Annotated in this window: 26 protein-coding genes; 4 read left to right on the top strand and 22 right to left on the bottom strand. The window is 69.5% G+C overall.

Annotated elements, in window-relative coordinates:
* Both FNX44_RS05445 and FNX44_RS05440 read right to left on the bottom strand, forming a co-directional pair.
* The coding region (locus FNX44_RS05445) for a hypothetical protein (protein ID WP_143646806.1) at positions 1-342 on the bottom strand (342 nt) is incomplete at its 3' end.
* 1,248 nt (positions 343-1,590) lie between these two features.
* Positions 1,591-2,337, bottom strand: a complete 747-nt coding sequence (locus FNX44_RS05440) for a hypothetical protein (RefSeq protein ID WP_143646805.1) — start codon at positions 2,335-2,337, stop codon at positions 1,591-1,593.
* A gap of 233 nt (positions 2,338-2,570) precedes the next feature.
* Between FNX44_RS05440 and FNX44_RS05435 the strand changes: the two genes are divergently transcribed.
* The 3 genes from FNX44_RS05435 to FNX44_RS05425 all read left to right on the top strand — a co-directional run bounded on the left by FNX44_RS05435 (position 2,571) and on the right by FNX44_RS05425 (position 6,592).
* Positions 2,571-3,962, top strand: coding sequence for a hypothetical protein (locus FNX44_RS05435; protein ID WP_143646804.1), 1,392 nt, complete (start codon positions 2,571-2,573; stop codon positions 3,960-3,962).
* 166 nt (positions 3,963-4,128) lie between these two features.
* Complete coding sequence (locus FNX44_RS05430) at positions 4,129-5,646, top strand: ParB/RepB/Spo0J family partition protein (protein ID WP_143646803.1); 1,518 nt, start codon at positions 4,129-4,131, stop codon at positions 5,644-5,646.
* 28 nt (positions 5,647-5,674) lie between these two features.
* Positions 5,675-6,592: a ParA family protein gene (locus FNX44_RS05425; protein ID WP_143646802.1), complete on the top strand. Its 918-nt coding sequence runs from the start codon at positions 5,675-5,677 to the stop codon at positions 6,590-6,592.
* Between the two features lie 4 nt (positions 6,593-6,596).
* Here the strand turns inward: FNX44_RS05425 and FNX44_RS05420 are convergent, their stop codons facing one another.
* The 9 genes from FNX44_RS05420 to FNX44_RS05380 form a co-directional block, all read right to left on the bottom strand.
* Entirely contained in the window at positions 6,597-7,271 is a 675-nt protein-coding gene (locus FNX44_RS05420) for a hypothetical protein (RefSeq protein ID WP_143646801.1), read from the bottom strand.
* Positions 7,268-7,774, bottom strand: a complete 507-nt coding sequence (locus FNX44_RS05415) for a hypothetical protein (protein ID WP_143646800.1) — start codon at positions 7,772-7,774, stop codon at positions 7,268-7,270. Before FNX44_RS05415 ends, FNX44_RS05420 begins: the two co-directional genes overlap by 4 nt.
* 217 nt (positions 7,775-7,991) lie before the next feature.
* On the bottom strand, positions 7,992-8,189 hold the full coding sequence (locus FNX44_RS05410; protein WP_153506889.1) for a hypothetical protein: 198 nt from the start codon (positions 8,187-8,189) through the stop codon (positions 7,992-7,994).
* Between the two features lie 141 nt (positions 8,190-8,330).
* The gene (locus FNX44_RS05405) at positions 8,331-8,855 is read right to left on the bottom strand and encodes a hypothetical protein (RefSeq protein WP_143646799.1); all 525 of its coding nucleotides are present in this window, start codon (positions 8,853-8,855) and stop codon (positions 8,331-8,333) included.
* 237 nt (positions 8,856-9,092) lie between these two features.
* Positions 9,093-10,358 (bottom strand): DNA cytosine methyltransferase, encoded by a 1,266-nt coding sequence (locus tag FNX44_RS05400; protein ID WP_143646798.1) that lies wholly within the window; start codon positions 10,356-10,358, stop codon positions 9,093-9,095.
* Positions 10,359-10,500: 142 nt separating this feature from the next.
* Positions 10,501-10,998: a hypothetical protein gene (locus tag FNX44_RS05395; RefSeq protein ID WP_143646797.1), complete on the bottom strand. Its 498-nt coding sequence runs from the start codon at positions 10,996-10,998 to the stop codon at positions 10,501-10,503.
* A 165-nt stretch (positions 10,999-11,163) separates the two neighbouring features.
* Positions 11,164-12,012, bottom strand: coding sequence for a hypothetical protein (locus FNX44_RS05390; RefSeq protein WP_143646796.1), 849 nt, complete (start codon positions 12,010-12,012; stop codon positions 11,164-11,166).
* Between the two features lie 160 nt (positions 12,013-12,172).
* A complete protein-coding gene (locus FNX44_RS05385) occupies positions 12,173-12,634 on the bottom strand; it encodes a Pycsar system effector family protein (RefSeq protein ID WP_143646795.1) in 462 nt (153 codons plus the stop codon).
* A gap of 210 nt (positions 12,635-12,844) precedes the next feature.
* Complete coding sequence (locus tag FNX44_RS05380) at positions 12,845-13,486, bottom strand: hypothetical protein (protein WP_143646794.1); 642 nt, start codon at positions 13,484-13,486, stop codon at positions 12,845-12,847.
* Positions 13,487-13,715: 229 nt separating this feature from the next.
* Between FNX44_RS05380 and FNX44_RS05375 the strand changes: the two genes are divergently transcribed.
* The gene (locus FNX44_RS05375) at positions 13,716-15,317 is read left to right on the top strand and encodes an ISL3 family transposase (protein WP_143646793.1); all 1,602 of its coding nucleotides are present in this window, start codon (positions 13,716-13,718) and stop codon (positions 15,315-15,317) included.
* 387 nt (positions 15,318-15,704) lie between these two features.
* Here the strand turns inward: FNX44_RS05375 and FNX44_RS05370 are convergent, their stop codons facing one another.
* From FNX44_RS05370 to FNX44_RS05325, 11 genes are all read right to left on the bottom strand, one after another.
* On the bottom strand, positions 15,705-18,038 hold the full coding sequence (locus FNX44_RS05370; RefSeq protein WP_143646792.1) for a hypothetical protein: 2,334 nt from the start codon (positions 18,036-18,038) through the stop codon (positions 15,705-15,707).
* Positions 18,039-18,131: 93 nt separating this feature from the next.
* Positions 18,132-18,512: a hypothetical protein gene (locus tag FNX44_RS05365; protein ID WP_143646791.1), complete on the bottom strand. Its 381-nt coding sequence runs from the start codon at positions 18,510-18,512 to the stop codon at positions 18,132-18,134.
* Positions 18,513-18,533: 21 nt separating this feature from the next.
* The gene (locus FNX44_RS28780) at positions 18,534-19,424 is read right to left on the bottom strand and encodes a hypothetical protein (protein WP_228449676.1); all 891 of its coding nucleotides are present in this window, start codon (positions 19,422-19,424) and stop codon (positions 18,534-18,536) included.
* 1,043 nt (positions 19,425-20,467) lie between these two features.
* A complete protein-coding gene (locus tag FNX44_RS05355; RefSeq protein ID WP_228449675.1) occupies positions 20,468-21,091 on the bottom strand; it encodes a hypothetical protein in 624 nt (207 codons plus the stop codon).
* Position 21,092: 1 nt separating this feature from the next.
* Positions 21,093-21,608, bottom strand: coding sequence for a DUF6197 family protein (locus FNX44_RS05350; RefSeq protein ID WP_228449674.1), 516 nt, complete (start codon positions 21,606-21,608; stop codon positions 21,093-21,095).
* Between the two features lie 87 nt (positions 21,609-21,695).
* Positions 21,696-21,986, bottom strand: coding sequence for a hypothetical protein (locus tag FNX44_RS05345; RefSeq protein WP_143646789.1), 291 nt, complete (start codon positions 21,984-21,986; stop codon positions 21,696-21,698).
* A 125-nt stretch (positions 21,987-22,111) separates the two neighbouring features.
* A complete protein-coding gene (locus tag FNX44_RS05340; RefSeq protein ID WP_143646788.1) occupies positions 22,112-24,679 on the bottom strand; it encodes a hypothetical protein in 2,568 nt (855 codons plus the stop codon).
* A gap of 365 nt (positions 24,680-25,044) precedes the next feature.
* A complete protein-coding gene (locus FNX44_RS05335) occupies positions 25,045-25,419 on the bottom strand; it encodes a hypothetical protein (RefSeq protein WP_143646787.1) in 375 nt (124 codons plus the stop codon).
* Between the two features lie 157 nt (positions 25,420-25,576).
* Positions 25,577-26,017, bottom strand: coding sequence for a hypothetical protein (locus FNX44_RS05330; protein ID WP_143646786.1), 441 nt, complete (start codon positions 26,015-26,017; stop codon positions 25,577-25,579).
* A 117-nt stretch (positions 26,018-26,134) separates the two neighbouring features.
* A complete protein-coding gene (locus FNX44_RS28775) occupies positions 26,135-26,320 on the bottom strand; it encodes a DUF5999 family protein (RefSeq protein WP_143646807.1) in 186 nt (61 codons plus the stop codon).
* 26 nt (positions 26,321-26,346) lie between these two features.
* Complete coding sequence (locus FNX44_RS05325; RefSeq protein WP_143646785.1) at positions 26,347-26,715, bottom strand: hypothetical protein; 369 nt, start codon at positions 26,713-26,715, stop codon at positions 26,347-26,349.
* Between the last annotated feature and the right edge of the window lie 215 nt (positions 26,716-26,930).

Genomic DNA, 26,930 nt, shown 5'->3' with positions numbered 1-26,930 from the left:
CGGTTCGGGGGCGAGGCGTTCGTAGCGCTCGATGACCACAAGCTGCGTTGGCTGCCCGTCGATTCGGCGCTGTGCTGCGGCGGTGACCTGGCTGGCGGTGGGGCGGGGTGTTTCGTCAACCACCAGGTACTCGGGGATCTTGTGGGGCGGGTAGCCGGTGTAGAGGAGGGTGGGGATGCCAGCGCGGGCCGCGTGGACGGCGACGTCGCGCCCCACGCGGGCTTCCCGACTTCCTCGCTGAGCGACGACGCCGATCTTCCGCCGGTGGCTGATCTCTGCCAGCTCGGTGAGGCCCGGCCACGGAGTGGGGATGTCGTCAGTGCTATCCAGATGATCTTCCACGCATGTCCCTCCTGACTGGCTATCAGTATCCAGGCAGATAGGGGCGTCTCGCCGGAGTTCGGCGAAGACTCCTCGCCGGAGCCTCGCCAACCCTCTTCGGGGCGTGCTGCGTGGAACACTGGCCGTGTTCGTGGCGTCGAAGGCGGGCACCGGGGAGCGCACGTTGAGTTTGCGGTACCAGCGGAACCGGATCGTCGTGCGGTGTGACAGCTGCCCGGGGCAGCCGATTCTGTCCACCGCGACGGCCGTCGACTTGAACCTGTGCGTCCGCTGCCAAGGCGAAGAGCGGCGACTGCCATGGCCGCATCCGGAGGATCACCTGTGTGCGCCGTGCCGCCGGGAATGCCCCGAGTGCCGTGCCCCCTCCCCCAAGGGCGGCACGTGCCTGGCATGTCAGGGAGTGTGCTGGTCGTGCCGGGCTCCGCTGCCGGTACGCCCTGTGGGCGAGGTCGAGATCAAGGAGCCAAGGAGCGGACGGGGCGGCGCTTCGCAGTGGTCGCGGGCCTTCTTCCCCCGTTCGTGGGGGAACGATCTGTGCGATGCCTGCCGGGAGGGCGAGCGGAGTGCGGACCCGGTTCGCGCGGTGCTGGCCGCTTTCCCACCCAAACTGCTGTCGGCGTGCGGTGGGACGGCGCCGCCCGCCGCCGTCAGCTCCATTCGGGTGCAGCTCCAGCAGTACACCGTCGCGCAGCTGGCCGCTCGGGTCGAGCGGCGGTGGTGGGGCGGCTGGGCTTCCCGGCCCCTGTCGCGGAAGGCCACCGACACACAGGACGGCTACGGGCCCGACGATGTCGCGCTGGCGTTGATCAGTCCGCCGGCCTGCCCCGCCCGGTGCGACGACGGCTGGGTGCCGGGCGACCCGGACCGGCCGTGCCCCGCCTGTCTCGCGAGGCGTGCCCAAGAACGCGACGGCGAGGAGGAGCCGCAGCGGGAGGCGTTCTACCGCGATGCGGCTCGAGCACCCGGGCCTGCGCCGGCGGCCCGCACTACCGCCGAGGCGTTGGCGCACCGGCCACCGCTGCGGGAGTGCGAAGGCCGCGGTGGCACCTGCGGCGTCCCCGTCGCCGATCCGTACACACAGTGCCCGGCCTGCTCGGATTGGCCGACCTGCGCGTGCGGACGGCGCTACGACCCCAGCCGTGGCACCGCCTGCCCAACGTGCAGCGTCACTTGAGGGCGCGCGGCGCGTTGACGCCGTGGCGTTCGGCCCACGTCTCGATGAGCGCCTGACGTTCGGCTGCCGTCGGTCTAGCGGCGCCGGGTCGCTGGCCAGCTCGATGAGGTCGCCGGCAGCCGCCGTCGAGCAGGTCCGTCACCGGTCCCCCTCCGGGCCGGGGCCTCCCTGCCGCCGGCGGCGTGCTGACGAGCCATGGCCAGGGCGGTCGTCCGACTGAACAGGTAGGGACTGGTTCCGGTGAAGCGGGCGTGCTGCCAGGCGCTGCCGTCCCAGTGGCGGGCCTGCGCGGCCCCCTCGAAGACGGCCCAGCGGTCATCGTTCTCGGGGTCGCGAGCAACGACGTACTCGCCGACAGCCTGCGCGCCCCGGCGCGGCCCGGGAATGCGGTACTCGGAGACGAAGGCCACGGATTCAGCCGTCGATGCCTGCTCCTTCTCCTCCCACCGGCGGAACCCTTCTTCGTCCTCGGCGTCGTGGAAGCGGACCGCGTGCCAGCGCTCCGTGACGAACCCGTCGACGTCCGCCCAACAGGCGGCGACGACGGCAAGCAGGTTCCAGGTGCCGCGGATGTTCAGGAGGCGGCGCAGCCTCTTGCGGTCGTCCTGCTGCGCCTCGGCCACGATCTTGTCGCCGAACTCGTAGCTGAGGCTGCCGGCGAAGCCGGGCACGAGGGTGCGCAAGGCGGCGTTGGTGCGGTACTCCTCGGTGCCCACCTGCAGGGAGGGGCCGTTGAGCACGTCCATGAGGAAGCCGGTGAGCGCGTCCACGTCGTCCTGGGTGATATCGACGACGTAGCGCAGTGGCTCGGTGGCGGTCATGCAGCGTCCCTCTCGTGCCCGACGTCCGGGTGACCGGCCGTCACGTTCCGTTCTGTGGCTTCGGATAAGAAGCGCGAGCTATTCGATGTGATCACGTCCCGTCCACGAATCCCGGACTGCGATGGCAAGTTGGCCGAATCTCGCTGCCCGACGAGGCTTGGAGGGCATGCACAAGGAGAGAATCTAAGTGCTGCACAAGCATGCAGCACTTAGGGTGAAATGAGGAATCAGCCGTGAGTCACGTTCGTCCGCTCGCCAACGGCCTGCGCACCGACCACCCGGTGCCGGGCCTCCCGTTCGTCGACGACTCCCACCTCCCACTCGACGAAGGCCCCGAGGCCATCGAGGCCGTCGGCCGCAACAAGGGCCCGGACACGTGGGGCCGCTTCGACAAGAACCGCGCCGCCGGCGGCTGGCGCGCCTTCACCACCGACCCGCTCGACCACAGCCTCGGCTGGGCGGTGCGCCACCACCCCGAGCTCGGCCGGACCGTGCTGCTCCTGCGCGACGGCGACACCTCCTCCCTGCACACCCAGTGGGACGGCGAGCCGCTGCTGTTCCGGGCTGGCGGCTACTGGTGGAACGGCCAGACGTGGTACCGGCCCGGGCAAGTCTGGAATCCGGTCGAGGAGGAGTTCGAGCGGCGCAAGGCCCGCATGGCCGTCACCGTCAGCGTCGCGGACGTGCTCGACGGCCGGGCCGACCCGGCGAAGGCGTACGTGGGCAAGGTGGCCACCTTCGACCCGGACGCCGCGCGGCCGGATAATTGGCTCGACCACTTGGCGCTGTGGGCGCAGCACCGCCAGGCGCGGGACGGTGTGCTGGAGCTGGGGCGGTGCGTGGTCGACGTCTCCAGCCCGGAGCTGACCGGCGCCCAGCTGATCGGCGCCCCGGAGATGGCGGAGCTTGGCGGCATCACCGCCTCGACGCTGCGGGCCTACATCTCGCGCGGCAACTCCGAGGTGCCGCTGCCGCAGGCCACCGTCGGCGGCCGCGACCAGTGGGCCCGGGCCGTGGCGGAGGACTGGGTGGAGGCGCGCCAGCGCTCCTACGAGGGCGTCAAGTCCGCCATGTCCGCCGGCGACCCTGACAGCCTCTCGCCCGGGGCAGTCGAGGTACGCGACCGGTTCGCCGTCGACTTCCACCACACGCTGTTCGACCGGCCCGACGTGCGCAAGCGGTGGGTGCTACGGCAGCGCAACAAGGAGTCCGTGGCTGAGGTTGCGGACGCGCTGGCCTGGTCGGTGGCGATCAGTCTGGACGAGATCGTCCCCACCGAGCACCTGGGGCGGACCGTGCGGGCCGCAGTGCTGTTCGACTTCGCCGAGTCCGTCGAGATGTTCGCCGACGACGCGGACGACGCGGACGACGGGCCGGAGCACTGGTGGCATCTCAACCTGACGCCGTCGGTGGCCAAGACACTGGACTGGTACATCCGATGCTTTCCCGCCGAGGCGTACGCCACCATCGGGGAGATCCAGCGGCAGGCCCACAAGACGTGGTCGGCGCCGGCGGCGAGCACCCTGCGCGCGCTGCGCTCGGCGCTCTCCCTCGACGGAGAACTGACCGACGAGCAGCGCGCGACCTACTTCGCGCTGCTCGAACCGCACGAGGACACCGACTGACAGCCAGCACCCGCGTATCGGGTAGGGGCCGGAGCCAATGCCGTGGCTCCGGCCCCTACCCGACACCGCCGGCAGGCTGGACCCTTTTCGGCGCCGGTGCGGTACGCGCTAGGCGACGTGCCGCTAGGGTGCGGTGCGACAGTCAGCACCACCCGGGAGGATCTCCATGCCGCCAGCGCGCCGTAAACCCAAGAGGAACAAGGGGGCCGGGAAGCTGAACAACGCGCGTCACGAGGTCGGTGTCGACACCCCAGAACCGACCGCTGGCAGCCCTTCGGGCATTCACCACCTGGAGCCGGAGGACGGCGAACTCTTCGAGCATCCTCCGACCGACATCGGTCCCAACCCCATGAACCGCCGGCTTGCGCTACGGAACATGGACGAGATGATCGACAGTGTGAAACGGCAGGGCGTCCACACGCCCGGCGCCGCCATGCACACCGAGCTGTTCATGGAGCAGTACCCGGAGTGGGCCGACCAAGTCCTGTACCCGGAGCGCACCTACATCCTTGGCCCCGGCCACCGGCGGCATGCGGCCGCACTCGCTGCAGGGAAGCCGATGCTGCTGATCCTGCGGGATCAGTGGGCCAAAGACCGCACGGTCGAGGAGAACCTGATCTCCGAGAACAACGACCGTGACGATCTCTCCCCCATCGAGCAGGCCCTCCAGCTTGATCTGCTACGCAAACGAGGCATGACCGGCGAGCAGATCGCGGAGCGCTCCGGCTACGGCAACCGCGGCACGGTCAGCAAGTTCTTGAGCCTCCTGGTGTTGCCACAAGAGATCCAGACCGAGATCCACGAGCGCAGGATGTCGCACAGCGACGGCTACACGCTGGCGACGATCAGGGACTCGGACAAGAGCAACGACACTGCGGCCGCGCATGAGCTACAGCTACAGGCTTACGGCTGGATGCGAGACGAGGGCATCACAGCAGACGCTGCGAAGAGCCGCCTCAAGGTGCAGGCGACCGTGTTTCCCACGAGAAACAAGAAGATCGAGAAGCCCACGAAGCCTCAGCGCGACGAAGGCGGCAACCAGCAGCGCGCTGCCGATGTTTCCCACGAGAAACACGGCACCAACGCAGCAGAGGACCCGATCCAGCCCGATCAGGACGGCTCCGCGGCTGGCACAGACACCTCGATTCCGCACCAGAGCACAGGCGAGGGCGACAGCCAGGAGCGGCAACGGCAGGAGCGTGCGTCGGGCACGGGCGTGGATGAGCGGGAGAAGCAGACGGAGCGTGACCAGGTCACGGCGGCTGAAGAGGCGTCGCAGCGTCGTGGGCTCGCGTGTCGGTTGCTGCTTGCCCAGGAGAGGTACGCCAGCGCCCCAGACTTGTCAGTAATGCTGATCAACGCCGTCCTGAACCAACTTGAGTGGCAGGACGCAGCTGCTCTCGCTCACTCCTGGCTGCGCGAGCTGGGGAAGGGGCCGAGTACTGAGCGGCCCTCCATGTACTTCGTTGAGGTTGCAGCGAGCGAAGACGCTACGCTGAAGCGTCGGGCTGCCTTTGCCATTGCCCTGGCCGCAAACGAGTTGCACACCACTCGCCAGGACCCGCACTGGGACGACCGCGCTCGGGCCCATCTGCAGTTCCTCATCACCAACAAGGCCGTCGCGTACGAGCCGACCGAGCACGAGCAGGAGCTCCTCGGGTTGGTCTCCTCCGAGGCACAGTGACCGCTCCCCTTCTTCCCGGAGATACTCCATGACACCCAGCACGGCTCATGAAGCCCGCACCAGGATCCTCGACAAGACACGTGTCCTGGTCTTCGCTCTGAAGGCCGGAGGCACGGCCAAGACGAGCTCTTGCACCAGCCTCGCCGCGATCCTCGGTTCCCGCGGCTACAAGGTCCTCGTCATCGACCTGGACCCCCAGTGCAACTCAAGCCAGGTCCTCGGGTACAGCAGGTTCCGCACCGGGCAGCGGAGCATCACAGACGTGATGAAGGAGGAAGTCGAGCTTCAGGACGCGGTCGTTCAAGCCCGCTACCTGGCGGACGACATCGATCCCGAAGATCCGGACGCCGCGTACGAGCCCATCGATAACGTCTTCATCGTGCCCGGCAACGCCGAAGACCCCGATGTCGACGAAACCGAGCGGCTTCTCAACGACCCCAAGTACGCCGACTCCTACTGGATCCGCGACGGCCTGGCCGACATGGACGGACAGTGGGACGCCGTCCTCATCGACTGCCCCGCCACCTACGGTCGCGCCACCGTCACCGCGTTCGTCGCCCTCGACAAGAACGTCGACGGAGAAGTCGTCCCACCGATCCTGTGCACCTTCAAGGAGGGCGGCGCACTGGTCCGCCTCGAGAAGAAGCTCCAGGAGATCAGGGACCTGCGGAAGTACGCAGTCAAGGGCATCCAGCCCAAGATGCGGCACGTCCTCGTCTGCTGCGCGCCCAACTCCTCCTTCGGGACGGCGGAGCACCGCCGGACCCTCAGCGAAATCCAGGAGACGTACGCCGACGTCCTGCTCCCGCTCGTCCACTGGTCCGGTGAAGTCCCGAAGATCTACAGGGACGAGTGCCCGGTTCCGATCTTGGCGCCGAACAGCATGCCCGCCCAGGAGTACAACAAGGTCGCCAGCGCGCTCGGCTTCCCTCAGCGCTCAGCCTGATCCGTCAATGTTTCCTGCCGGAAACACGGAGAGGGGGCGAGCACCGAGCGGTGCTCGCCCCCTCTCCGCTTCCTTCGCCGCCAGCGCCGGAACTCGAAGGCGCGGTCAGCGCCAGGACGATGATGGCGTAACGGGTGGCCCTTGGCCGGGTGCTGGGGTTCCTGACATCCGGCAGCGCGAGGTGTTTCCCGCGGGAAACACGAAACGAGGAAGCACCCGGGCAGCCCTCGTGTTCTTCGCCGGAGAACGCAAGCAGGCCCGGCTTCCCGCACCAGCGTGCGCGGGAAGCCGGGCCTGCCGCTGTCAAGCCGCGCCACCGGCCGGGGTTGGTCAGCAGCCCATTGCTGAGTTCGAAGCGGTAGGCGGCCTGGGTTGCGCGGTGCACGGCGTCCTCCTCGGAGGCCGCGGCGACCTGGTCGAGCGCCTCCCTCAGGTCGCTCGGCACGGCGACGCCGCAGGACTCGGCCGCGCGGGACTCGGCCGCGGCGCGCATCTCGGCGGCATCGGCCTGGGTGAAGCGGCGGCGCAGCGGGGCGAGCAGCGCGGCGGTGGCGTTCAGGAGGGGAAGGGCGGCCGCCAGCCGGCCGATTCGGAGCGGGTCAGGAACGCGGTTCGTCTCAGGAACGCGGTTCGTCGTGCCCGGCCGGGCGGCGCGGGAGGGGCGGGTGCGGCTGATCACCGAGTCTTCGCGCCAGTGGTAGCGATCAGGGCGGCGACCGTCTCCCAGCCGTGGTGCCAGGCGCTGTCGAGGTGGAAGGCCCCGTTCATGCCGAAGTCGGCGAGCTGGTAAAAGCCGGCCTTGCCGGTCTTGGTGGCGAGCTTCTCCAGCAGGCCCTCGCCCGGGACGCGCCGGTCCGCGGCGTAGTGGGTGCCGAACGAGAGGGTGAGGGCGGCCGCGGCGGCGGCCGGGTGGACCCGGATGCCGAGCGCGCGGGCGCCGATCCCGGCGATGATCGCCTGCGTGGCCGTGTAGGTAAGGCAGTGCTCCAGGCACGCCTTACGGCCGTCGGCCGTGCCGTAGACCGTCTTCTTCTCGGTGACCGGGTCCTCGTAGGTGACCGGGTGGTCGTCGGAGGCGCCCTTCACGCGGGCACAGAAGTCGCTCTGCACCCAGAAGTCGCCGATCGCGCTGGCGGCACGGGTCAGTCCGAGCAGGGCGGCGAAGGCGCCGGGACGATGCATGCTGAAGTTCTCCTGATCTCGACACGGGTGAACGGAGAGCGGGGCGGTCGGCCTCTTGCCGATGCTGCGGTCGCCCCGTGAAGCGCCTCGCTCCGGGCCGATTCGGCCGGGGCGACGGTCTGTGTGTGGCGGATACTTGCGGGCCGGATACGGCTGGACCAGGAACCTGGGTGCCGGTGTCGCCGCTGTACGCGGGCGCGGCCTTGAAGAGGTGGCCCTAGGTCCGCACGATCTCGAACATCGCCTGCTTGACGAAGTCGTCGTCTCGCTGGAGGTCGACGCGGTCCTCGAGGAAGTCGGTCAAGTGCACCAGGTGTGCCGAGGGGCCGTAGGGGCGCCTACTCTGCAGGCGGCTGCGCACGATGTGCGCGGCGGTGTCGTCGTCGGGGGGCGCCGGGAGGCCCCGGTTGATCACCCGGCAGTGCGCGCGGCGTGCACGTCGGCGAGGTCGACGGTTGGCTTCTGGGCCGCATAGGCACGGAGCGGCAGCCACTGCCAATCAGCTCGAGCCCGGGGCTTCATTACGGCGTAATGAAGCCCCGGGCCATGTGACGCGTCAGATGGCTTCTCGGGCGCTCCACTGCGCACACGCGGCGGCCAGTTCGTCGGCCCGATTCCAGGAGTCGCCGATCAGCTCCCCAATCGAGTTCGACAGGCTGGCGTGGAAGGCCGACACGGGCGTGATGCTGCGGTCGATGACCATGCGGGCGACCTTCACCACGGCGGCCGGGCTCGCGTAGCCGTACACCGGCAGGGGAGTCGGGTACTCGGTGGAGCCGTCGGCCTTGACCTCAGCGAATTGCCAGATGGGACCGCGCTCAGGCTCTCCCAGTTCGGCTTCGATGCCGGTGTGCCACTCCCAGAGCAGGAGGAGACCGTGGGGCCATGCCGCGTCGGTGGGGATCTCGTCGTGGTCAAGGTCGTGGGTGTTGCTGGGGTCGAGGGTGATGACGGCGTTGAGGTAGCAGTAGGTGCCGCGTGTCTCGGTGTCTTCGGTCCACCAGTCGGCCGGGGTCAGGCCGGCTTCGGTCAGAGCGTCGGAAACGGCGCTGATGTACGTGTCATGAGGCTGGTTTCGCATGATTCCTCCGTTGAGGGGGTTGAGAAGGTAGGGCAGAGGTCTGACAGTCGGGCAGGTCCGGCCTGCGTGAGACGGGTGGCACGAGCGATGCTCGCGAGCATGTAGGTGAAGCGACGGAGACGTGGGTGGGTGCCGCGGCAGTTTGCCTCGGAGCGAGCTCGTTCCCCGGCCGGGCTTCTCACAGGTGCTGGGAGGTGGACGGTGTCAGGCGCTGTCTGGGGGCGAAGGGCTCGTCCTTCACAGCGCTGCTTTCACGCGTTCGCCGAGCCAGCGGGCAGCGTTGACGCTGACGGCGTTCCCGGCCTGGAGGATCTGCTCCGCTTGGTTGCCGTGGACGATGTAGGTCTCGGGGAAGCGCTGGGCGGACATCAGCTCGGTGGTGGTGAGCATGCGGAGCGTGCACTCGTCCACGCTGGGTGCGGGTCGGACGAGGGAGTGGTGGGGTTTGGTGGCGACGGTGGTCAGCGGTTCGTTTGTGGTGCGGACGGCGGCGGTGCGGCCGATGGGGACGATCAGGGCGTGGTGGCGTCCTTGGGCGGAGATTGCGGGTACGGGGGCGGTGACGGGGACGGCGGTGCCGTTGCGGCGGAGGACGGCGATGTGGGGGTTGCTGCCGAAGCGTTGGAGGCCGACAGCGATCCGGGCGCGGGTGGTGGGGGCGTAGGGGGTGTACTTCTTGCGGTTGGGCCGGCCGTCGCCGACTCGATTGCCGGGGAGGTCCCAGTCGATGACCTCGGAAACGGGTCGGGTCGTTGGAGTGAGGATCAGGCGGCCGCAGGTCTGGTTGGGGCAGCGGTAGTCGTACTGCACGCCCCATTTGCCGATCTTGCGGCGTCGCGGGTTGCGCCAGACTTGGATGGCGCGCACGGGTCCGCATTCGGGGCACAGGGCCTCGGGGCGGACGTCGAGGTTGAGCGGAGGGATTTCCCGTCGGCGGAAGACGATGTAAAGCCTGTCTCGATGCTGGGGGGCGAGCGGGTTGTTGACGCCTCCCAGATGTGCGGAGGAGGCGCAGACGATCTGGTGCTCGTAGCCGAGGATGCTCAGGCCGGACAGCCACCAGCCGAACAGTTCCCAGTCGAGGGCGAACTCGATGACGTTCTCGCACAGGATGATGTCGTAGCGGTGGATCTCGGCGGCGGCGATGATGTCCAGGGCGGTCGCGCGGGTCCGCTCGAACGTGGCGGGCTTCGCGATGCCGTCCAGGTCGAGGACGGTCTGGCCGTGGGTGCGGCGGCGGCCGCCGGCGGGGCTGACTTCGGTGCAGATCGGGGACGCCCACAGGATGCGGGTGCGGGGCAGGCGTCGCTTGTCGATCGCGTTGATGTCGGCGATCCAGTGGTCGGCGGTCGGGTGGTTCGCGGCGTGGGTTTGGATGCTGACCGGGTCGTGGTTTGCGGCGAGGCGCAGCGTGTATCCGGCTTCGACGAGGCCGGTTGAAGAGCCTCCCGCACCGCAGAAGAGGTCGGTGAACGTGAGGTCGGCGTCGTGGTGGTATGCCATGGGCTTCTTTGTGTGGTCAGGGATGGGGTTTCACGGGACGGGAGACGTGAGGGAGCCGCCCGCCGATGGTCGGCGGGCGGCTCCACGTCTGGCTGGCGTCGATGGTGCTGCGGGGGTTGAACCGCCGCTTCTGACCGTGTGGTCACACGCGGACTACCGGGATGGCGCCGGGCGTAGCGGCGGTCGCCTCGGTGTACAGCCACTCACACTCCGGATTGGGGCCGGCGGTCGGATCTGGAATCTGGAAGACCGCCCAGATCCGGTCGGTCATGTTGGTCAGGGTCTGGCAGCCGTACCGGGTACACCAGGTGTCGCGGCAGTTGGTGGGGCACAGCGTGAGGTGGTCCCGGAGGTTCTCGCCGAGGAACTCCCTCGAGTAGCGGGACCAGGCGGCGATTGCGAGGCGCAGATCGTGGGTGCCGATCGCCAGCAGCGGGTCGCCGTCCTCGCAGGTGGCGACACGGACGCCTCCGTAGTACACGCCCTCCACGCTGATCTGCTCCAGCGACAGCACTGCGCCCGGGTGCGGAACGGGGAGCTGGCCGCTCGTCGTGGTTGCACTGGGTTGGGCCTTGCAGTCCTTGCTGGCGGCTTGGCTGATGTTCGCCGAGCCGTCGGCGTGATCGATGGTGAGCTTCACCGTTGGTGTCCCTTCAGAGGAGGTCGAGGGATAACTTGCGCGAGGCGAGCAGCGCAGCGTCTGCCGTTCGGTGAGGTCGGAGCGGCAAGGTTGTGTCTGGGCAGCGGATCCCTAGGACGCCGGCCAGCAGCCATCAGACGCTTGTGCCGGGCCGCGAATTGGCAGTCAGGCGCCGTAGACGGGCGGCCGGACTCCGGCACGGAGTTCGCGGATGATCGAGCAGGGACCCTTGGTGGCGCAGTACGCGTCGTCGGTGTCCGGCAGGGCGTTGCTCGTGGTGCCCCACATGTCGCGGGCGACTGCGTTCACGACGCGGAGCATCTCGCCGTTGTTGGGGCGGCAGGCGCTGTTGGTGTCGCCGACGCCGTGCCGGTGGGCGCTGATGATGTGCTGGCGGGCCTGGCGAGCGGCCCAGCGGCGGCTATCGGGGCCGGTGTTCTCGTGGACGTGCCCGCAGTCGTGGAACGTGTCCATGTGGCAGGCGGTGCAGTGGTAGGTGACCAGTTGCGCCGGCTCGCCGCCGGGGCGCCACGTGCCTTCGAGTTCGTAGACGATGACCTCGGCGCCTGGGATCTCGGTGTGCGCGAAGGCGGTGACGAGGCCGATGCCGTCCGCGATCGCGCCGCGCTGTGCCTGGTTCCAGAAGACGCGGGGGAGGAAGTTGTCCCAGCCCTTTCCGTGGGGCCACTTGGCGTACATGACGCCCTGGGAGGCGTCGAAGGTCGCCTTGCCGTCGGCGTTCTCGCGCTTGTACTGCTCGATCTGCTCGATCGACCCGAAGTACGTGGCGCTGAACTCTTCGGACTCCAGGAAGATCAGGCCGTATCCCTCGGGGCGGGTGTCGTGGCCGTTGTCCCTGAGCATCTCGACCATGTCCTCGTAGCCGGGGGTGTGTCCGGGGGTGATGGTGCCGACGAGGGGCAGTCGGTAGTAGTCGCAGCTCGTGACGTGAGCTGGGTTGGTGTCGCTGATGTTATGCGCGGTGCCGTACGTGTTCGTGATCGTGATGTTCATGCGTGGGTTTCCTTCCTGGCGTGGCAGTCGGCGCCCGGCGGTGTGGTTGGGGCGCGGTGGGTTCTGGTTGTTGGTGAGCGTCGGCGGACAACTCACGCGCGGGACGCGTTCGCGTACTGCGCTTCCAGATCCGTGAGCCGGCGCGGGGCGCGGCCCCCGGTTACAGCGTGAGGCCGGCGGCGGCCAGCGCGAGCAGGACGAGGGCGGCGAGCGAGAGGTCGACCGCCCGCCGAAGGTGGAGGAACTTCCTTACGGCGAGGGTGGACAGGACCCGGATGCGGGCGGCTCGGGTGTCGCTGTTCATGCAGGCACGGATCTCGTCTTCGTCTAGGCGTGCCCAGTACGGGAAGGAGGAGCGGTCGGCGCCGCTGAGGCGGGGCCGTACGACCAGGAGGAGCAGCACGGCGGCTGTCCCCAGGGCGAGGACGGCTGTCGCGCCAGCCACCTTGGTGAAGAGGGGCAGGTCCTTGTCGGCGACGGACGTGAGGCCCGCGAGGGCGGCGCCGTTGAAGGCGAGGAGTAACGATGCTTTGCCGTCCGTGCGGCTGATCTCGCTGGCGACCGAGGCGCAGGCGGCGTCCAGGTTCTTGTCGATGTCGGGAGAGCGGGCTATGGAGGTCATGGGTGTTGGGTCTCCGTGTTGTTGCTGCCGGCGGGCCACTGGGCACACCCGGCTGGTATCAGAACCTTGGCTGGTCGGCCCAGCTAGGTCGTCGGGCCGGTTCACCCAGCAGCTCACGCCCGTGTCGGCGAGGCAGGAAGGGACGGGCTGAGTGGGCCGCCGGCGGCGTCTGCGGCCCACTCCGGACAGGGCTTGGGGTCCTGGGGGCGTCTAGAAAGGGGCATCGCCGGGGAACGCTGCGGCCGGCGGCTTCGACATCGTGCTCCACGGGTCGTCAGTCTCGGGAAGGTAGGCCGAGCAGACGTTCCGCTCGCTGCCTTCCCAGTACTCGCCGCTGCCTCCGCATCGGCAGTCGGAGGAATGAGGGTCCTTCGGCTCACCGCGGTCACAGCCGACGGGCTCCTCGTGCAGCGGCACGCCTTCGGCGCTGTAGGTGAGGGTGGCCAACCTCACCTCCCCGGTGCCGCCGCAGCCGCCGGGGCAGTTCGGCGGGTGCGGCGCCTCGGACATCTCGTACTCGTGGTATTCCGTGCGCAGCCACTGCCGGGCGGACTCTGGCTCGCACGGCGGCAGGTGGTCAGCACGTCGCACGGCGAGCGCGGCCTGGACAGCGTCCAGAGCCGCCCGATCATCGCCCGGGCTCTGCAGCGCGAACAGGTCAGCGATCACGGCGCGCAGCAGCAGCGCGGTCCGCTCGCGCTGCGCGGCGTACTCGGGATGAAAGTCGCTGTCGCCGCGAACGATGGCGTAGCGGGCCCAGAACGTCTCCTGAGTGATCTCGGTGATTAGCCTCGGGATCGAGGGCGCCGGGCGGTAGGCGTCGGGGAGGGCTGCGGTGGTGGGCTGGTGCACGGTGGTCTCCTGTTTCTGTCGTGGCGGGCGGCTGACGGCCCGGCCCCGTCGCCGGACACCGCACCCGGGGTGGGTGAGGTGTCCGGGTGTCTCCGACGGGTTGTTCTGGGCTCTGGCACAAGTTCCGTGCAGCGGTGACAGGCTGTAGTCGTTGAGCGTGTTGCGGAGGGTGTGGAAGTCGCCTTGATTTCGCTCCTCGGTCGGCTGGTCTGACTGACATTCGGTTGCCGTGAGCCAGATGCTGTCCCAGTTGCAGGAGATACTGTTCCCGTCGATCGCCGATGTGGCGGTCGTGTCCGTCGCGACGGCGGGCGAAGCGATACGTGTCGAGGCCCGTTGCACGGCGGCGGGCGCGGCGTGTCCGGACTGCGGCGACTGGTCGGAGCGAGTCCACAGCTCCTACCTGCGGTTTCCGGCGGATCTGCCCAGCGGTGGGCGACGCGCGGTGTTGGTCTTGCGCGTCCGCCGGTTCCGGTGCGTCCTCCCTTCTTGCCTGCGGCGGACGTTCGTCGAGCAGGTGCCCGGGCTGACGCGTCGACGCGGGCAGGCCACCGAGCGGCTGCGTTCGGCAATGGGAGCCATCGGCCTGGCGCTGGCCGGCCGGGCTGGGGCCAGGCTCGCGAAGCTCATGGGGATCGGCGTCAGCCGCAGCACGCTCCTTCGTCGTGTGATGGACCTGGCCGATCCACCGTCGGGCCAGCCGAGGGCAGTGGGCGTGGACGACTTCGCCCTGCGCAAGGGACACCACTACGGCACCGTCGTGATCGACGCCGTGTCCCACCAGGTCCTCGACCTTCTACCCGAGCGCGACGCGGCGACGTTGGCGCCGTGGCTGGCGCGACATCCTGGGATCGAGGTCGTCTGCCGGGACCGTTCCGGTGCCTACGCCGAAGCGGCCAGCACCGCAGCGCCGCAGGCCATGCAGGTCGCCGACCGCTACCACCTGTGGCGCAACCTCACGGTAGGAGCCGAGAAGACCGTCGCCGCCCACCGGCTGTGTCTCAAGGACGTGCCGCCGGCCACCCCTGAGCCCGAGCCGGACTGGGAGACCCCGGAAGAGGCGGCGGACGACGAGCCGTCCGGCCGGTTCGCCGAGCGGGCCCAAGCCCATCACGCGCTCGTGCACCAGCTGATCAGTCAGGGCATGGGCCTGCGAGAGATCGCCCGCCACTTGGGCTGGGGACGGCACACCGTCCAGCGCTATGCCCGTGTCGCTCGCTGGCAGGACATGGTCAAAGGCCGCGCGCCACGGCCCAGTAAGCTCGACCCGTTCAGCTCCTGCCTGGGTAGGCGCTGGGCTGAGACGAACGGCCGTGTGACCATCCGCGAGCTGCACAACGAGATCATCGAACGCGGCTACCGCGGTGGCTACACCACCCTGGTCGAATGGGCTCGGAGAGAACTCCCCGTGCTCGAAGGAGCGCCGCCTCCGCCTGCACCGCCGTCCACTCGGCAGGTCACCGGATGGCTTACCCGGCACCCCGCCACCCTCACTGAAGAAGAGAAGCTGCACCGCAAGGCAGTACTCGCCCGATGCCCGGAGCTGGAGGCCGCGGCAGAGCTGATCAGCTCGTTCGCCGAGATACTCACCATGCTCGACGGCCATCGCCTGCCCGAGTGGATCACAGACGCATCGCAAGCCCGACTGCCTGGTATCAGTACCTTCGCCGATCACTTGGAGAGCGACTTCGACGCGGTCACGGCCGGGTTGACCACGCACTGGAACTCAGGGCCAGTGGAAGGCACAGTCAACCGGATCAAGATGCTCAAGCGGCAGATGTTCGGCCGTGCTGGCTTCCCCCTCCTCCGCAAGCGAGTCCTCCTTGCGTGACGCTATGTCACCGCTGCACGGAACTTGTGCCAGAGCTTGTTCTGGCCCCACGAAAACGGTGAGAAGTGGCTCCGCCAAGCGTTCGAGCGCCGGTGGGGCCGCTAGACCCCGTTCAAGACACCGGCGGCGAGACCGTGCGGTCAGCTGACGCTGGCCGTGGGCACGGCGGGGTTGTCGAGCAGGACGCCGCGCAGCGCGTCGAGCAGGTACGCGTTCGGCCGCCGGTCCTGGATGTGAGCGGCGGTGGCGAGGTTGGCGGCGCGGAGGCGGGCGTAGTCGATCGCTGTCTGGTCGAAGCCCTCGCGGGCGGCGATGTCCTGCGCGGTGTTGGCGGCCAGGCGGCGTGTCCAGTCCTGTCCGGCGGCCTCGTGCCGCGTGTGGCAGCGGTCACGCGTCCTGGTCGTTCTTGGCGGTCGGCGCTGGCCCCAGGGCGACCTTCGAGGACTTCCCCTCTGTGACCCGGTGGATCTTCCCTGCGGCCTCCAGGGTCTTCAGGTTGTTGGCGAAGGTCGATTCCTTCAGGCCGGTGGCCGCGAGGAGCTGGCCACGGTCGACATAGTCGATGTCCGCGGGGTCGATCTCGTCGCCCTCGTCCAGGGCGTCGACATACAGGGGGTCGGACTCGTCGCGGAGTGCGTGCAGGATCCTCTCCGCTGCGGTGCGCTCCTTCGGCTTCGGGAGGTCGACGCCGGCGAAGCTGGTCCCCGCCTCCCCTGTTTCCGGGCCGTCTTCGCCGCCTTCACCCTTTTCCTCGAAGCCGGGGATGGGGGTATTGGCGCGCTCCTCCATCTCGGCTTCGTCGCCCCACCACGGGACGTCAAGGGGCGCCGCGATCTGGTCGGGCCGGATGTACGGGGTGGCGTCCTCGAGGGTGTGGAAGCGCATCATGCCGGCGCGCCCGCCCGGGGCCGCGACGTATCCCAGGCCGAAGGTACGGCGGGGGTCGCTCTCCTCCACGCTCGGGTCGTAGATCAGCGAGTCGTCCTCGTCGACCCACACCGCAGGGATCAGGGAGGGGTCTAGGCCTTCGAAGCCGTCGGGGAGGTCGCCCAGGTTCACCTGGTCACTGTCGGTGCGAAGGATGATCCACGTTCCGCCGGCCAGGAGGTTGGCGCGGATTGCTTGCTCTCCGCCGATCTGGTCCAGGTTCACGGTCTGATTCGCCAGGACCCAGGGCAGGCCTAGGGAGCGGCCCAGGCTGGCGCCGTCCTTGACGATCTTTACGGCCTCCTTGCGGTTGACGACCCCGGGGCCCAGCTTCTGGGCGGCCTCGTCCAGGATCGTGGCGCAGTACGGCCGCAGCTTCGACGGTTGGAAGTTCTTCAGCTCCAGGCGCGCGGCCTCCTCGATCCGGTGCTGAAGGACCCACCAGGACAGGCGCATGGCGCCCAGCGCGTCGTAGCTGCCCAGGCCGGAGTACGCCGCCATCCGCGGAATCGCGGGGTTGGACGCTCCCTTGGGGTCCGCGTAGATCTGCGCCATGCCGTTGGCGTGGTAGGCCAGCGAAATGATCTGGAGGCCGCCGCCCTTGCCGGAGCCGGTGGTTCCCGCCACGACGATGTGGAGGGCGCCGAGCTTCGGGTCGAACAGCTGCAGGCGCGCGGGATAGCCGGAGACGATCTTCCCGACGTTGACCCAGCCGCCTGGGGTCGCCTTCAGCGATTCCAGGCCCTCGAAGGGGTGGCCGGCCTCCAGGGGGTTGGAGTCCATCACGCGGACGATCGCCTGGCGGGGGTTGCGCTTCGGCTCGTAGGAGACGAGGTCGATGGAGCGGCGGAGCGCGCCGGCCAACGCGCCCAGGTCCACGGTGCGGGGGAGCGCGTCCAGGTCGTCGTCGGCCTCCACGAGGGCGGACTGGCCCTTCGTGTTGGGGTCCTGTTCCACCTTGGCCAGGTGGGTCTTGGGAAGGACGCGCTTCTTCACGCGCTCCCATGCGCCCTGAAGGGTGTTGGGGTCCAGCTCCGCGGGCTGGATGTAGGAGACGGTGATCAGCGCTTCGCCGGCGTGGTCGCCGTGCCGGATCGTGATCCAGGCGGGGTTCACGCGGTAGACGCTGGAGACGGCCTCCTTCGTGACGTTTACGGACGCGCCGGCGGGCGCGATGATCCGCCCGGTCCAGTGCGTCATGTACACCGTGACGTCGGTCAGGACCTGGTGGCGGTGCTGGCCCTTGTCGGGGTGGGAGATCGTCCGCTCCCAGGCGGCCATGATCTTCTCCGCCGGGGTGCGCGGGGGCGGTGCTTTGGTGTTCGCTGCTGTGGCCGGTGCCGGCTGCTGGACGGTCACCTTGTGTGTGCCGAAGACGCGGCGCAGCCGGAACCCGGTCAGGCCGATCGCGGCCCACCAGCCCAGTGACAGGATCCCGGGAACGGAGACGGGGTTGAGGGCGCCGGCCATCAGCATGTCGATGCCCTCCCAACCCTCGGCCAAGCCCAGCGCCAGGGACATTCCTGTGGTGATCGTGGAGATGCCCATGGTGTCGCGGTGCGCGCGGGCGATGTCGATTCCGGGGAGTGCGTTCGCCCAGCGGCCCAGGCGGTTCATGTAGTTGGCGCCGGCGAAGGTCGCACCGGCCAGGTAGCCGGCGCCGGCCGCTGCGGCTGCGGTCGGGTCGAGCGCGGGGGCCAGGAGGCCGGCTCCGATGGGGAGGACTACCTGGGCGATGGCCGCGGCGCGCTCCGCCGGCTGGGCGTTCGGCACGGCCTGAAGGGTCGTAGACATCGGGGGTTCTCCTCCTGAATCCGGTTGATCAGCAGACGCGCGCCCGTACCGGAGTGGGTTCCGGTACGGGCGCGCGTGGTGGGTGGTGTTCGGCTACTCCTGCTCGAACCAGTCTCTGGAGACCCTTTCCAGGTCGGTCACGTCCGAGCGGTCGAAGGCTTCCTGGAAGCCGGCGTGGGTGGTGCGGGCCTGGTCGCCGGCTGCGGCAGCGGCCTTCGCGGTGTCGTGGGCCTTCGCCGCGTAGTGGATCGCGCCCTCCGACACGCCCCGGATGACTTTCGCCAGCTCCTGGCATTCGGAGCGGGAGTCGGGGTCGACCGACTTCGCGGCCAGGGCCTGCGCGTCGGTCACGGTGTCGTCGGCCAGCTCCTTGATGTGGTCTGCGGCCTTCTTCACGGACTCCGCGTTGCGGGCCAGGGCCTTCTCCTTGGCCCCGACCTTCGCCACGAGGGCCTTGTACGTCAGTTCCGCCATGATCGGGTCTCCGTCCCTGGGCTACGCCGCGGCGGCGTAGGAGCCCTTGTCGTTGTAGAAGCGAAGTTCCGCCGGCTTCGTCTCGTCGGAGTCCACGACGGCCTTGTACAGCGGGGCGTAGCGGGTGTCGATGTTGGTCCGCACGACCTTGCACATCTCCGCGGCGCGCTTCGCCCGCTTGTGGAGCTCGGCGGCCTCCGTCGCCTGGGTCTTCGCCGCCTCCACCAGCCTGGACAGCTTCCCCGCGACCTTCTCCCCGCCCTCGACGCTCTTGGCCTGCTCCCTCAGCTTCTGGCAGTCTTCGGCTTCCTTCTCCGCAGCCTTCTCCAGCTGCTTGCACGCCTCCGCGATCTTGATCAGATGGGTCTCCTTCGCCTCCAGCTTCCGCTCGTACTGCTTGAAGTTCCGCAGCTCCTTCCGGCTGACCGACCCGCGGGCGCCGTCGGTGCCCAGAGTCAGGGTGTTGGCGTCGATGTCCTTCACCATCAGCGGCTTTACGTCGGTGCTCACTCCGTCGTCTCCCTCGTCGGTCGTGATGACGACGGCCCGGCCGTCGCCCGTGGTCGCGGTGGTCAGGGCCGGCTTCGCCTTGTCCTCCGTCTTGCCGCCGACCGGCTTCACCTGGCCGTCCTTGGCGGCCTGCTGCTCACGGTGGTCGTCACGGGCCTTGTCCAGGCGCGCGTGTTCCTTCGCGTTCTCCGCCTTCTTGTGGTCCCATCCGTCTTTGGCGCCCTTCGCGTATGCCTTGACGTGGTCGATGCCGGTGCGGATCGCGCCTCCGTCGCCGTGGCCGATGTCTCGGGACTTCTCCAACGGCGTGCGGCGGTCGACTCCGTCCTGGCTGTGGCCGGCCTTCGAGCCCTTCCTACCGGCGCCCGAGCTGGTGCCGGATCCGCCGCCGGAGCCGGACAAGCCAGCTCTGCCGGCCTTTCCGTCCTTGCCAGCTGCACCCGGCTTCCCGGGACCACCGCCGCTGGCACCAGCATCGTTGTCCTTCGAGCTCTTTCCGGGCCCCTTTCCGGAGTCGGAGGAGCCGGTGTTCTTTCCGGACGCTCCGGATGCGCCAGTCGATCCGCCCGAGCCGGACGCACCCTTACCACTGGCGCTGTTGTTCTTGTGATCCTTACCGCCGCTGGCCTGCTGCTTTCCAGTGCCCGATCCCCCGGAGCCAGAACTCCCAGAACTCCCGGAGCCTCCGGGGGAGCCACTACCGCCGCTCGATCCGCGACCGCCGGCGCCACCCGAGCCGTGCTCGACTGAATTGCACTGGGTCTTCCCGCCGGAACTTCTACCGCTATTGCCTTCGGTATTTCTTCTCCCGCTGCCAGAACCTCCGGAGCCGGTTCGGGAAGGCAGCCCGCTCGACTTCGTTACCGTGGTGGTCCGGGCCTCCTTGACCTGATGCGCCTGGGCCCTGGCCCTCTCCAGATCCAGACGCTTGTTCTTGGCCCCGCCGCCCTTCGCCAAGCGCTGGGCCATGGCCAGACCGAATTCCTTGATCACGCTCCGCTTGTGCTTCACACCGGCCGCGTCGGACTCCTTGCCGACGACGTCGTCGTCGGCGCGGTAGGCGGCGCTGAAGGCCCCGGGCGCGGATCGATCCAAGGCACCGTCCGCGTCCACGATGCCGTCCGTCTTACCGTCCGGATCGTCGCCGGTCGGCCGCGCGGCGGAGGGGTCGATAGTGGGTCGGGCCGGCTCGATCGCAGCCAGCCAGCTGGGGGTAGCTCCGGCCCCGGTCACCGGCGCCGGCCCGCCGCTGGCGGCCGGTGTCGCGGGCGGATCTGGCGGTCCGGGGGCCGCAGGGGTCGCCATATCGGTCGCCACAGAAACCTCGCTCTCCGTAGTTACCTACTCCTTACCGATCGGCGGAGAGTGCCAGCAGAGGGGGCTCAGGGGCCCAGTTGCGGCACTCTCCGCCAGAGAGGGAAGGAGTAAGTAGGCACTCTGCGTGACTAGGCGGCGGTCTTCTTGCCCTTGTTCGCGGCCACCGCGATGACCAGGGCGCCGCCGGCGACGAGGCCCAACAGGGTGGCGGAGTTGATCCCCCCGCCGTCCCCGTTGGTGCCCTTCTCGGCGGCAGCTGCGGCCATGTCGGAGCCGTTCACGCCCTCGCCGTACTGCTGCTTGCAATCCGCGATCACGTCGGCCCTCGAGGGTGATCCGTACCCCTTGCCGACGAGGTCGGAGAGGTCCTTCACGCACTGGTCCACGCGGGCCTGGCGGGCGGCGGCAGCCGCCTGGTCGGCCTTGTCTTCCTTCGCCTTCGCCTCGTTCCGGATCCGCAATTCCTCCAGTTCCAGCTTCTTCATCTGGAGCTGAAGCGCAGCGGCCTCCTTGCGGTCGGCCTCCACGCTGGCGGAGTGGACGTTCCACCAGATGGTTCCGCCGCCTACGATCGCGACACCGGCCACCGCGATGGCGATCTTCCCGCGGCGCGTCAGACCGGCCTTCTGGGGCTTGACGACCGAGGTTCCGTACGCGTTGACGTCCTCGTACGGATTGACGTTCCCGAAGGTCATCCCTTGGTTGATTCCATGGGAAATGCCCTGGAACGCGGCCTCCTCTTCGGGAGTCATTTCAGTCTCCGTTCTTTCGTGCAATATCGGAGGCGCGAGAGATCATCGCCCGCACGCCTCCGAAGGTGTTACTAGAAAGGTCATTCCAGGCCCAGAACATCATATCGACGCCCTGGCGATAAAGGACGGATTGAAGGTAGTTCACGGCCTTACTGCGACCGATAGCTGAAACATGTCCGGTGGATTCCAGGAACGTCTGGGCGCCGCGAATGCACATCTTTCCCGTGGGGCTGAAGTCAAAGGACTGACACCAGCCGTAGCGCTCCAGTACCTGGATTACCTGAACCAGGTGGAACGAGGGCTTCAGCGGACGTGGCTCCACCCAAAGGCCCAGGTCAACCATTCCAGCCCGGACCGTCTTCGGGATCAGTCGCTGGCCCCAGGTCGGGGGGTCCGGCGCCCAGATCGCCAGGACCGGCGGGATGACCGCCGGCGGTGCCAGGCGGGGGGCCGGTGGCCTCGTCGTACGTGTGTCAGGCCCCTGCTTGGGGACCAGCCCCACGGTCGTGGATGCCATTGCGCTCCTTCCTTCGCTCCTCGTCGAGGGGGCCTTGACGTCTTTCGTCAAGCGCGAGCTGGTCAGGGGGCGACTACGAACGCCCGGTCAGGAACGGGTGGTGTGGGCGGTGTGGTCGGTGGCCAGCTCTCGCAGCCGGGCCTCCTCTGTTGCGGCGACGTTGGTGACCTGGACGGTGAGCGGGCAGGTGGGACAGGAGTACGTCCGGGTGCGGGAGGCCAGTGGCGCCAGCAGGTCAGCGACTGCGGCGAACACGGCCAGGCCGGTGCAGAAGAGCAGTTCCAGCGGCACCCGGTATTCGGTGAGTCGCGCGGTGATGAGCGCGGCGCAAACTGTGGCGACGGTGGGCGGCCACAGCCGGCTGAGGGCGGTCTTCATGTGTGTGTCCTTCGGTTGAGGTGGTGTGGGGTGGTGGAATGGAGGCGGCCGCCGGGCAGGTGGAGTGCTCCGGGCGGCCGTGTTCGTGGTGCCGCCCGGTCCGGACCGGGCGGACGGCGGACCGGTCAGCGGACCGCGTGCTGCTTGAGGGCGACGGAGATCTTTCCGGCGCGGTCGGTGCCGATGGTGCCGCCTGCGGTCCGGACCGCCTTGGCGATGTTGGTCCGGTTCAGCGGCTCTCCCTCGGTCCGGAGCCGGTCCAGCGCGGTCCGCTCCAGGTCCGTGAGCGTGATGACCGTGCAGTCCGGACCGTCTGTCGCGGCCCGGTCGGGACTGCTTACGCGGTCCGGTGCCTTCTGGTCGGCCGGTCCGGTGCGGTCCGGCTCCTGCGGTCCGCGAGCGAGGGCGGCGGTCCGGACCGTCACACCGCACGTGGCCGTGCTCTGGGCGGCGGGCGCGGTCCGACGTCCCCGGTCCGGACCGGGGCCGGTCGGCAGGTCAGTGCTGTGCGGTCCGGCCGGACCAGCCTCCAGGGCGAGCACCGGTCCACCGGTCCGGTCCGTGGCTCCTGCGGTCCGGACCGGGCCATGGACCGCCTTCCGGTCGGCCGGACCGGACCGGACCGCGTACCCGTCGTGTTGGACTGGGCGGACCGGAGCGGGGCTTTCCAGCGGTCCGGTCCGGTCCGTCCGGTCCAGGGTGAGGACGGTGGGGATGGCGGCCGGTCCGTGGTCGTCGACCCCGACCCGGGGGACGACGACCCGGTGCAGGGCCAGACCGGTCCGGACCGCCTTGCGGTCCGCGAGCTGTGCCCCGGCTGCGGTCCAGGCCCGGTCCAGCGTGGTCAAGCGCGGGTCGGTGATCGCCAGCGACCAAGCGGTGAAGGAGTGGACCGGGTAGCGCAACCAGCGGACCGCCCCGATGGACGGGCGGGCCTTGGCAACCTTGCCGTCCTCACGGAGCTTGCGGCGGTGGATCAGTGAGGCGTACAGCTCCCACAGCACCATCCCGACGATGCTCATAGCGGCGAACGCCACCGCCTTCGGGGTGAAGTGCCAGTAGGTAATCTGCTCCGTCCAGATCTCCTGCTTCGCGTCCCAGACCCGGCTGCCGGCCACCGGCTGCCCGGAGGCGTGCCAGAAGTTCATGACCGCCGCCCCGAGGGCGAAGATCCAGGTGGAGATCCGGTAGAGGGTTCCGGCGTCGCCGCTCTGGCGGGCCTGGTGGTACATCCAGCCCACGAACGCCGTCGACAGCTCAAAGGCGGCGGCGAACAGGATCGTGAACGGGACGACCCAGCCGAGGATGTCCTCGGCGAACCCGGCCTGGCCCGTCCACGCGACGGCCATCGGAGCGGTGATCGGTCCGATCACCATCAGGCGTTCGGCGTTGACCTTCACGAACTGCTTCACACGGTCGGCCACGGACGGCCTGCCAGCGCGGGCCGCGGCCCGCAGCTCACGAGCCTTGGCCCTGCGGGCCTCCTTCACCTCCCTGCGCTCCTCGCGGGCCTGGAGCCTGAGGCGCTTGCGCTCCAGTGCCTGCTCGGTGCGGTCGGTGGCGCGCTTCAACCGGGCGGCGGCTTCCGCCGCCATGTCATCGGCGGCCTTCAACGTGACGTCCGCGTCGGCTTCCCGCAGCCGGGCCTGCACCAGGGCTTGCTCAGCTTCCTTGAGCTGCGCGTCCCGCGTGGTGCGGGCCGCAGCCAGAATCCGGTCCGCTTCCTCCCGGGCGGTACCGGTCAACCGCTCGGCGTCCTCGGCCGCCGCCGTCCGCAGCCGGCCGATGTCCTCCCTGGCCAGCGCGCGCGTACGAGCCGCATCCGCGCGGGAGGCCTCCCGCTCGCGGGCGGCGTCCTCTCGCAGCTCGGCGGCCGCCTTCTCCGCCCCGGCCGTCACCTGCGCAGCCTGGGCGTCCGCGCTCTCGCGCAGCCGGTCGGCCTCGCCTCGCGCCTGCTGGAGGAGCTGGTCGGCGTTGGTGGTGGCGCGGGTGCGGGTCTCCGTCGCGGTGCGCTCCGCCGCCGCGAGCAGCTCGGTGCGCGCGCTCTCCGCGTCGGCGAGGGCCTTCGCGGCGGCCTGAGCGGCCTCAGTGCGGACCTGCTCCGCCTGCGAGGCCGCCGTGGCGGCGACTTCGTCCGCCTGGCGGCGCGCGTCGGCGAGCAGCTGCTCAGCAGCCGCGTTGGCGTCGGCGAGGACCTTCTCGGCCTCGCCGGCCGCCGTTGCCGTGACAGTTTCGGCCTCCGCGCGCGCATCGGCGAGCAGCTGCTCCGCCGTCGCTTCGGCAGCGGCGCGGATCTGCTCCGCGTCGGCGGCCGCCGTGGCGGCGGCCTCGGTGCGGACCCGGTCGGCGTCCGTCGCGGCGACGGTCAGCAGGCGAGACTGCTCCGCGGTGGCGGCCTCGGTGATCGAGGCGGCCTCGGTGCGCGCGCCGTCCAGCAGCTCGGCGGCGCGGGCCTCGCCGTCGGCGAGGATCCGCGCGGCATCGTCGGCTGCCAGGTCTCGAAGGTCGGCGGCGCGGTCGGCGGCGTCGGCCACGACCGGGTCGGCCTCCTCGAACACGAGCGGCACGGTGTCCTCAAGGGCGGCGACCTGCGCCGGAACAACGGTCGGCAGTGCCTTCGCGCGCGCGTTGGCACGGCGCTTCACGTCCGCAGCGGTCTGCCGCCTGCGGCGGGTGGCGGTCTTGGGGGCCACAGGATGTCCTCTCTTTACATTCCGGCGCCTCGTGCAAGAGGTCACCGCGGGTCGGCGTCGATCGGTAGGGTCGTGACTAGGCCCTCTGGGGCCCCGGCAGCTTGAATGCCGGGGACTCGGAGGGCCGTCTGCATGGAGCAGGTGGTCGGCGCTGGGCGGGCAGCGCGGCGGCGCCCTGCGCGAGGTGCTGGCGCGGCCGGGGTTCTCGCCCCGGTGTCCGGCTCCCTCAGCGGCGCGGCGTCAATGTCACGCATCGCACGGCCGACGTATCAGTGCATCCAGCGGCCGTCCTTGTGACGCCTCCAGGGTGGGAAGAAAGGGGAAGAACTGGACGAAGGGGTACCAGAGTGGAGGGGCCGTGCGGCTCAGGAGGTCCACCGGCCGTCGCGGATGACGACCGTGCCGTCCTTGAGGGTGAGGTCGGTGAGGACGGACGACAGCGTGGTGCCGTCCAGCGCGCGGCGCTGGTAGTCGGTGGCCCACAGGTCCTCGCCGTCCCGACTCCCGAAGTGGTAGACGCGGGTGGCGTAGGCTGGTTCGAGCGCAACCGCCGCGTTCTCGGCGCGAGACTCGGTCGGCAGGACGAGCGTCCCGCACGAGTCGTTGAGGCCGATCAGGAATAGGTCGTGCAGCTCGAAGCCGCGCATGTCCAGCACCGTCATGATCGGCTCGAGGAAGCCGTGGGTGTAGACGCCGTTGGGGTGCGCCGTCACCCACTGGCTGTTGCCGAACTTGCTCATGTCGTAGGGCACTTCTTTTACCTCCGGGTGTGTCCATCGGCCGGACTGTCCGGCTCCCCTGCACCGCCCACCCCTGGTCGCCGTGATGCGGCAGTCTGAGGGGTGGGCGGCGCAGGCAACCGCCAGAACGGCTCAACGACCGCCGCCTGGCTGCTACTCAGTTACTGGCCGTGGGGCCGATCTCGCGGGCGACGCCGGCGGCGGCCGCCAGGTGCTCAAGCAGGATGTCGAGCGTGAGGTGGGGGTGTCGGGCCCAGCGGTGGACGAAGATCATCGGCGCGCCGGTACGGACACGCAGGACCAGCTCGATGACCTGTTCGGCGAGGTCGGCGGTGTCCTCGGTGCCCTGGCCGTCAGCGACGGTGCTCTTGAGGGCGTTGCGGAGTTCTCGGCCGTGGTGGGGAACGGCGATCTGCGGGTCCCACGACGGGTCGGACCGCATCAGGCGCTGGGTGGCCTCCAGATGCCGAGCGACCTGCTCGCCGGTGCTGAGGTAGCCCGACCGGCCGCGCCACGGCAGCTCGGGCTCGTGCTCGAGCAGTTCGTGGACCGCCTCGGTGAGGGCCGGGCCGGTGAGATAGGCGCCGGTCATGGTCATGGCCTGTGCTCCTGTTCTGGTGTTGGCGCCGCTTGGCGGCGGAGTCGGGCTGTCCGGCTCCCCGTCACCGCCCGTCCTCAGACGCCGTGGGAGCGTTGGGTGCGGGCGGATCAACCGTCAGACCGAGGCGGGGCGCCGCGGAGGGAGGGGACGTCCGTCGGGGAGAAGCTCGCCGGTGTCGTCGAAGAGCAGGAGCCCGCCACACAGCAGGCTCCAGCCCTGTTCGGAGTGGTGGGCGAGGACTCGAGCGGCGTCACGGTCGGGACTGTCGGGGCTCGGGCAGCGGGGCGAGTGCGGGCACAAGCACGGAGGAAGTTGCGGGAAGTCGGTCACGACTGACTCCTGCGGAAGTCGTGGGGGCGGGGACGGTCAAGTCCGGGCGAGGACGAGCGGGCGGTGCCCGAGCGGGCGGGAAGCGTCGGCTGTCGGCACGAGGCCGTGTGACCTTCGGAGGGAGTCAGCGGCGGCGCGAGCCGCTCAAGGTAGGTGATGGAGTGATCGCGGATCGCCTTGCGGGCGGCGGCGGTCAGCCGCGCCGGCAGTTCCGGGCCGGTGTCGCCGGTCTGCTGGGCGTTGAGGCCGGTGGCGGCGAGCGAGTGGTCTGTGAGGCGTGCGGCGTGCGGCCAGTCCACGGGGGAGAGGCGGGTGGTGACGTAGGTGATCAGGCGGTCGCGAAGCGTCAGCGTGCGGCGAGACAACGGGGTGGTCCTTTCCTCGGGTGGGATCGAGAGGTGGTGGGCGCGGCTAGGTACGGAGCTGCTTGAGGTACAGGTCCTGCAGGCGTGCCCAGGCCTCGTAGAGGGGCTGGCCGGTCGGGCAGTGCCTGGTGTCGGTGCAGCGGGCGCACTCGGCGCGGTGGGTCCGGTAGGCGCTGCCGGCTTCCTGGTAGCGGGTGTAAAGCGTGGGGCGGGGC

Source organism: Streptomyces alkaliterrae (assembly GCF_007097205.2).
In the GTDB taxonomy this organism is placed as follows: Bacteria; Actinomycetota; Actinomycetes; order Streptomycetales; family Streptomycetaceae; genus Streptomyces; species Streptomyces alkaliterrae.
The sequence above is the reverse complement of the archived record's forward strand: the minus strand, read 5'-3'. Positions and strand labels throughout refer to the sequence as shown.

What these genes read in the sequence shown, in the direction of transcription:
- FNX44_RS05385 (WP_143646795.1), bottom strand. Translation starts at nt 12,634, where the DNA reads ATGACCTCCATAGCCCGCTCTCCCGACATCGACAAGAACCTGGACGCC.
- FNX44_RS05405 (WP_143646799.1), bottom strand. Translation starts at nt 8,855, where the DNA reads ATGCGAAACCAGCCTCATGACACGTACATCAGCGCCGTTTCCGACGCT.
- FNX44_RS05350 (WP_228449674.1), bottom strand. Translation starts at nt 21,608, where the DNA reads ATGGCATCCACGACCGTGGGGCTGGTCCCCAAGCAGGGGCCTGACACA.
- FNX44_RS05440 (WP_143646805.1), bottom strand. Translation starts at nt 2,337, where the DNA reads ATGACCGCCACCGAGCCACTGCGCTACGTCGTCGATATCACCCAGGAC.
- FNX44_RS05370 (WP_143646792.1), bottom strand. Translation starts at nt 18,038, where the DNA reads ATGTCTACGACCCTTCAGGCCGTGCCGAACGCCCAGCCGGCGGAGCGC.
- FNX44_RS05345 (WP_143646789.1), bottom strand. Translation starts at nt 21,986, where the DNA reads ATGAAGACCGCCCTCAGCCGGCTGTGGCCGCCCACCGTCGCCACAGTT.
- FNX44_RS05355 (WP_228449675.1), bottom strand. Translation starts at nt 21,091, where the DNA reads ATGACTCCCGAAGAGGAGGCCGCGTTCCAGGGCATTTCCCATGGAATC.
- FNX44_RS05365 (WP_143646791.1), bottom strand. Translation starts at nt 18,512, where the DNA reads ATGGCGGAACTGACGTACAAGGCCCTCGTGGCGAAGGTCGGGGCCAAG.
- FNX44_RS05415 (WP_143646800.1), bottom strand. Translation starts at nt 7,774, where the DNA reads ATGCATCGTCCCGGCGCCTTCGCCGCCCTGCTCGGACTGACCCGTGCC.
- FNX44_RS05430 (WP_143646803.1), top strand. Translation starts at nt 4,129, where the DNA reads ATGCCGCCAGCGCGCCGTAAACCCAAGAGGAACAAGGGGGCCGGGAAG.
- FNX44_RS05330 (WP_143646786.1), bottom strand. Translation starts at nt 26,017, where the DNA reads ATGACCATGACCGGCGCCTATCTCACCGGCCCGGCCCTCACCGAGGCG.
- FNX44_RS05335 (WP_143646787.1), bottom strand. Translation starts at nt 25,419, where the DNA reads ATGAGCAAGTTCGGCAACAGCCAGTGGGTGACGGCGCACCCCAACGGC.
- FNX44_RS05400 (WP_143646798.1), bottom strand. Translation starts at nt 10,358, where the DNA reads ATGGCATACCACCACGACGCCGACCTCACGTTCACCGACCTCTTCTGC.
- FNX44_RS05425 (WP_143646802.1), top strand. Translation starts at nt 5,675, where the DNA reads ATGACACCCAGCACGGCTCATGAAGCCCGCACCAGGATCCTCGACAAG.
- FNX44_RS05390 (WP_143646796.1), bottom strand. Translation starts at nt 12,012, where the DNA reads ATGAACATCACGATCACGAACACGTACGGCACCGCGCATAACATCAGC.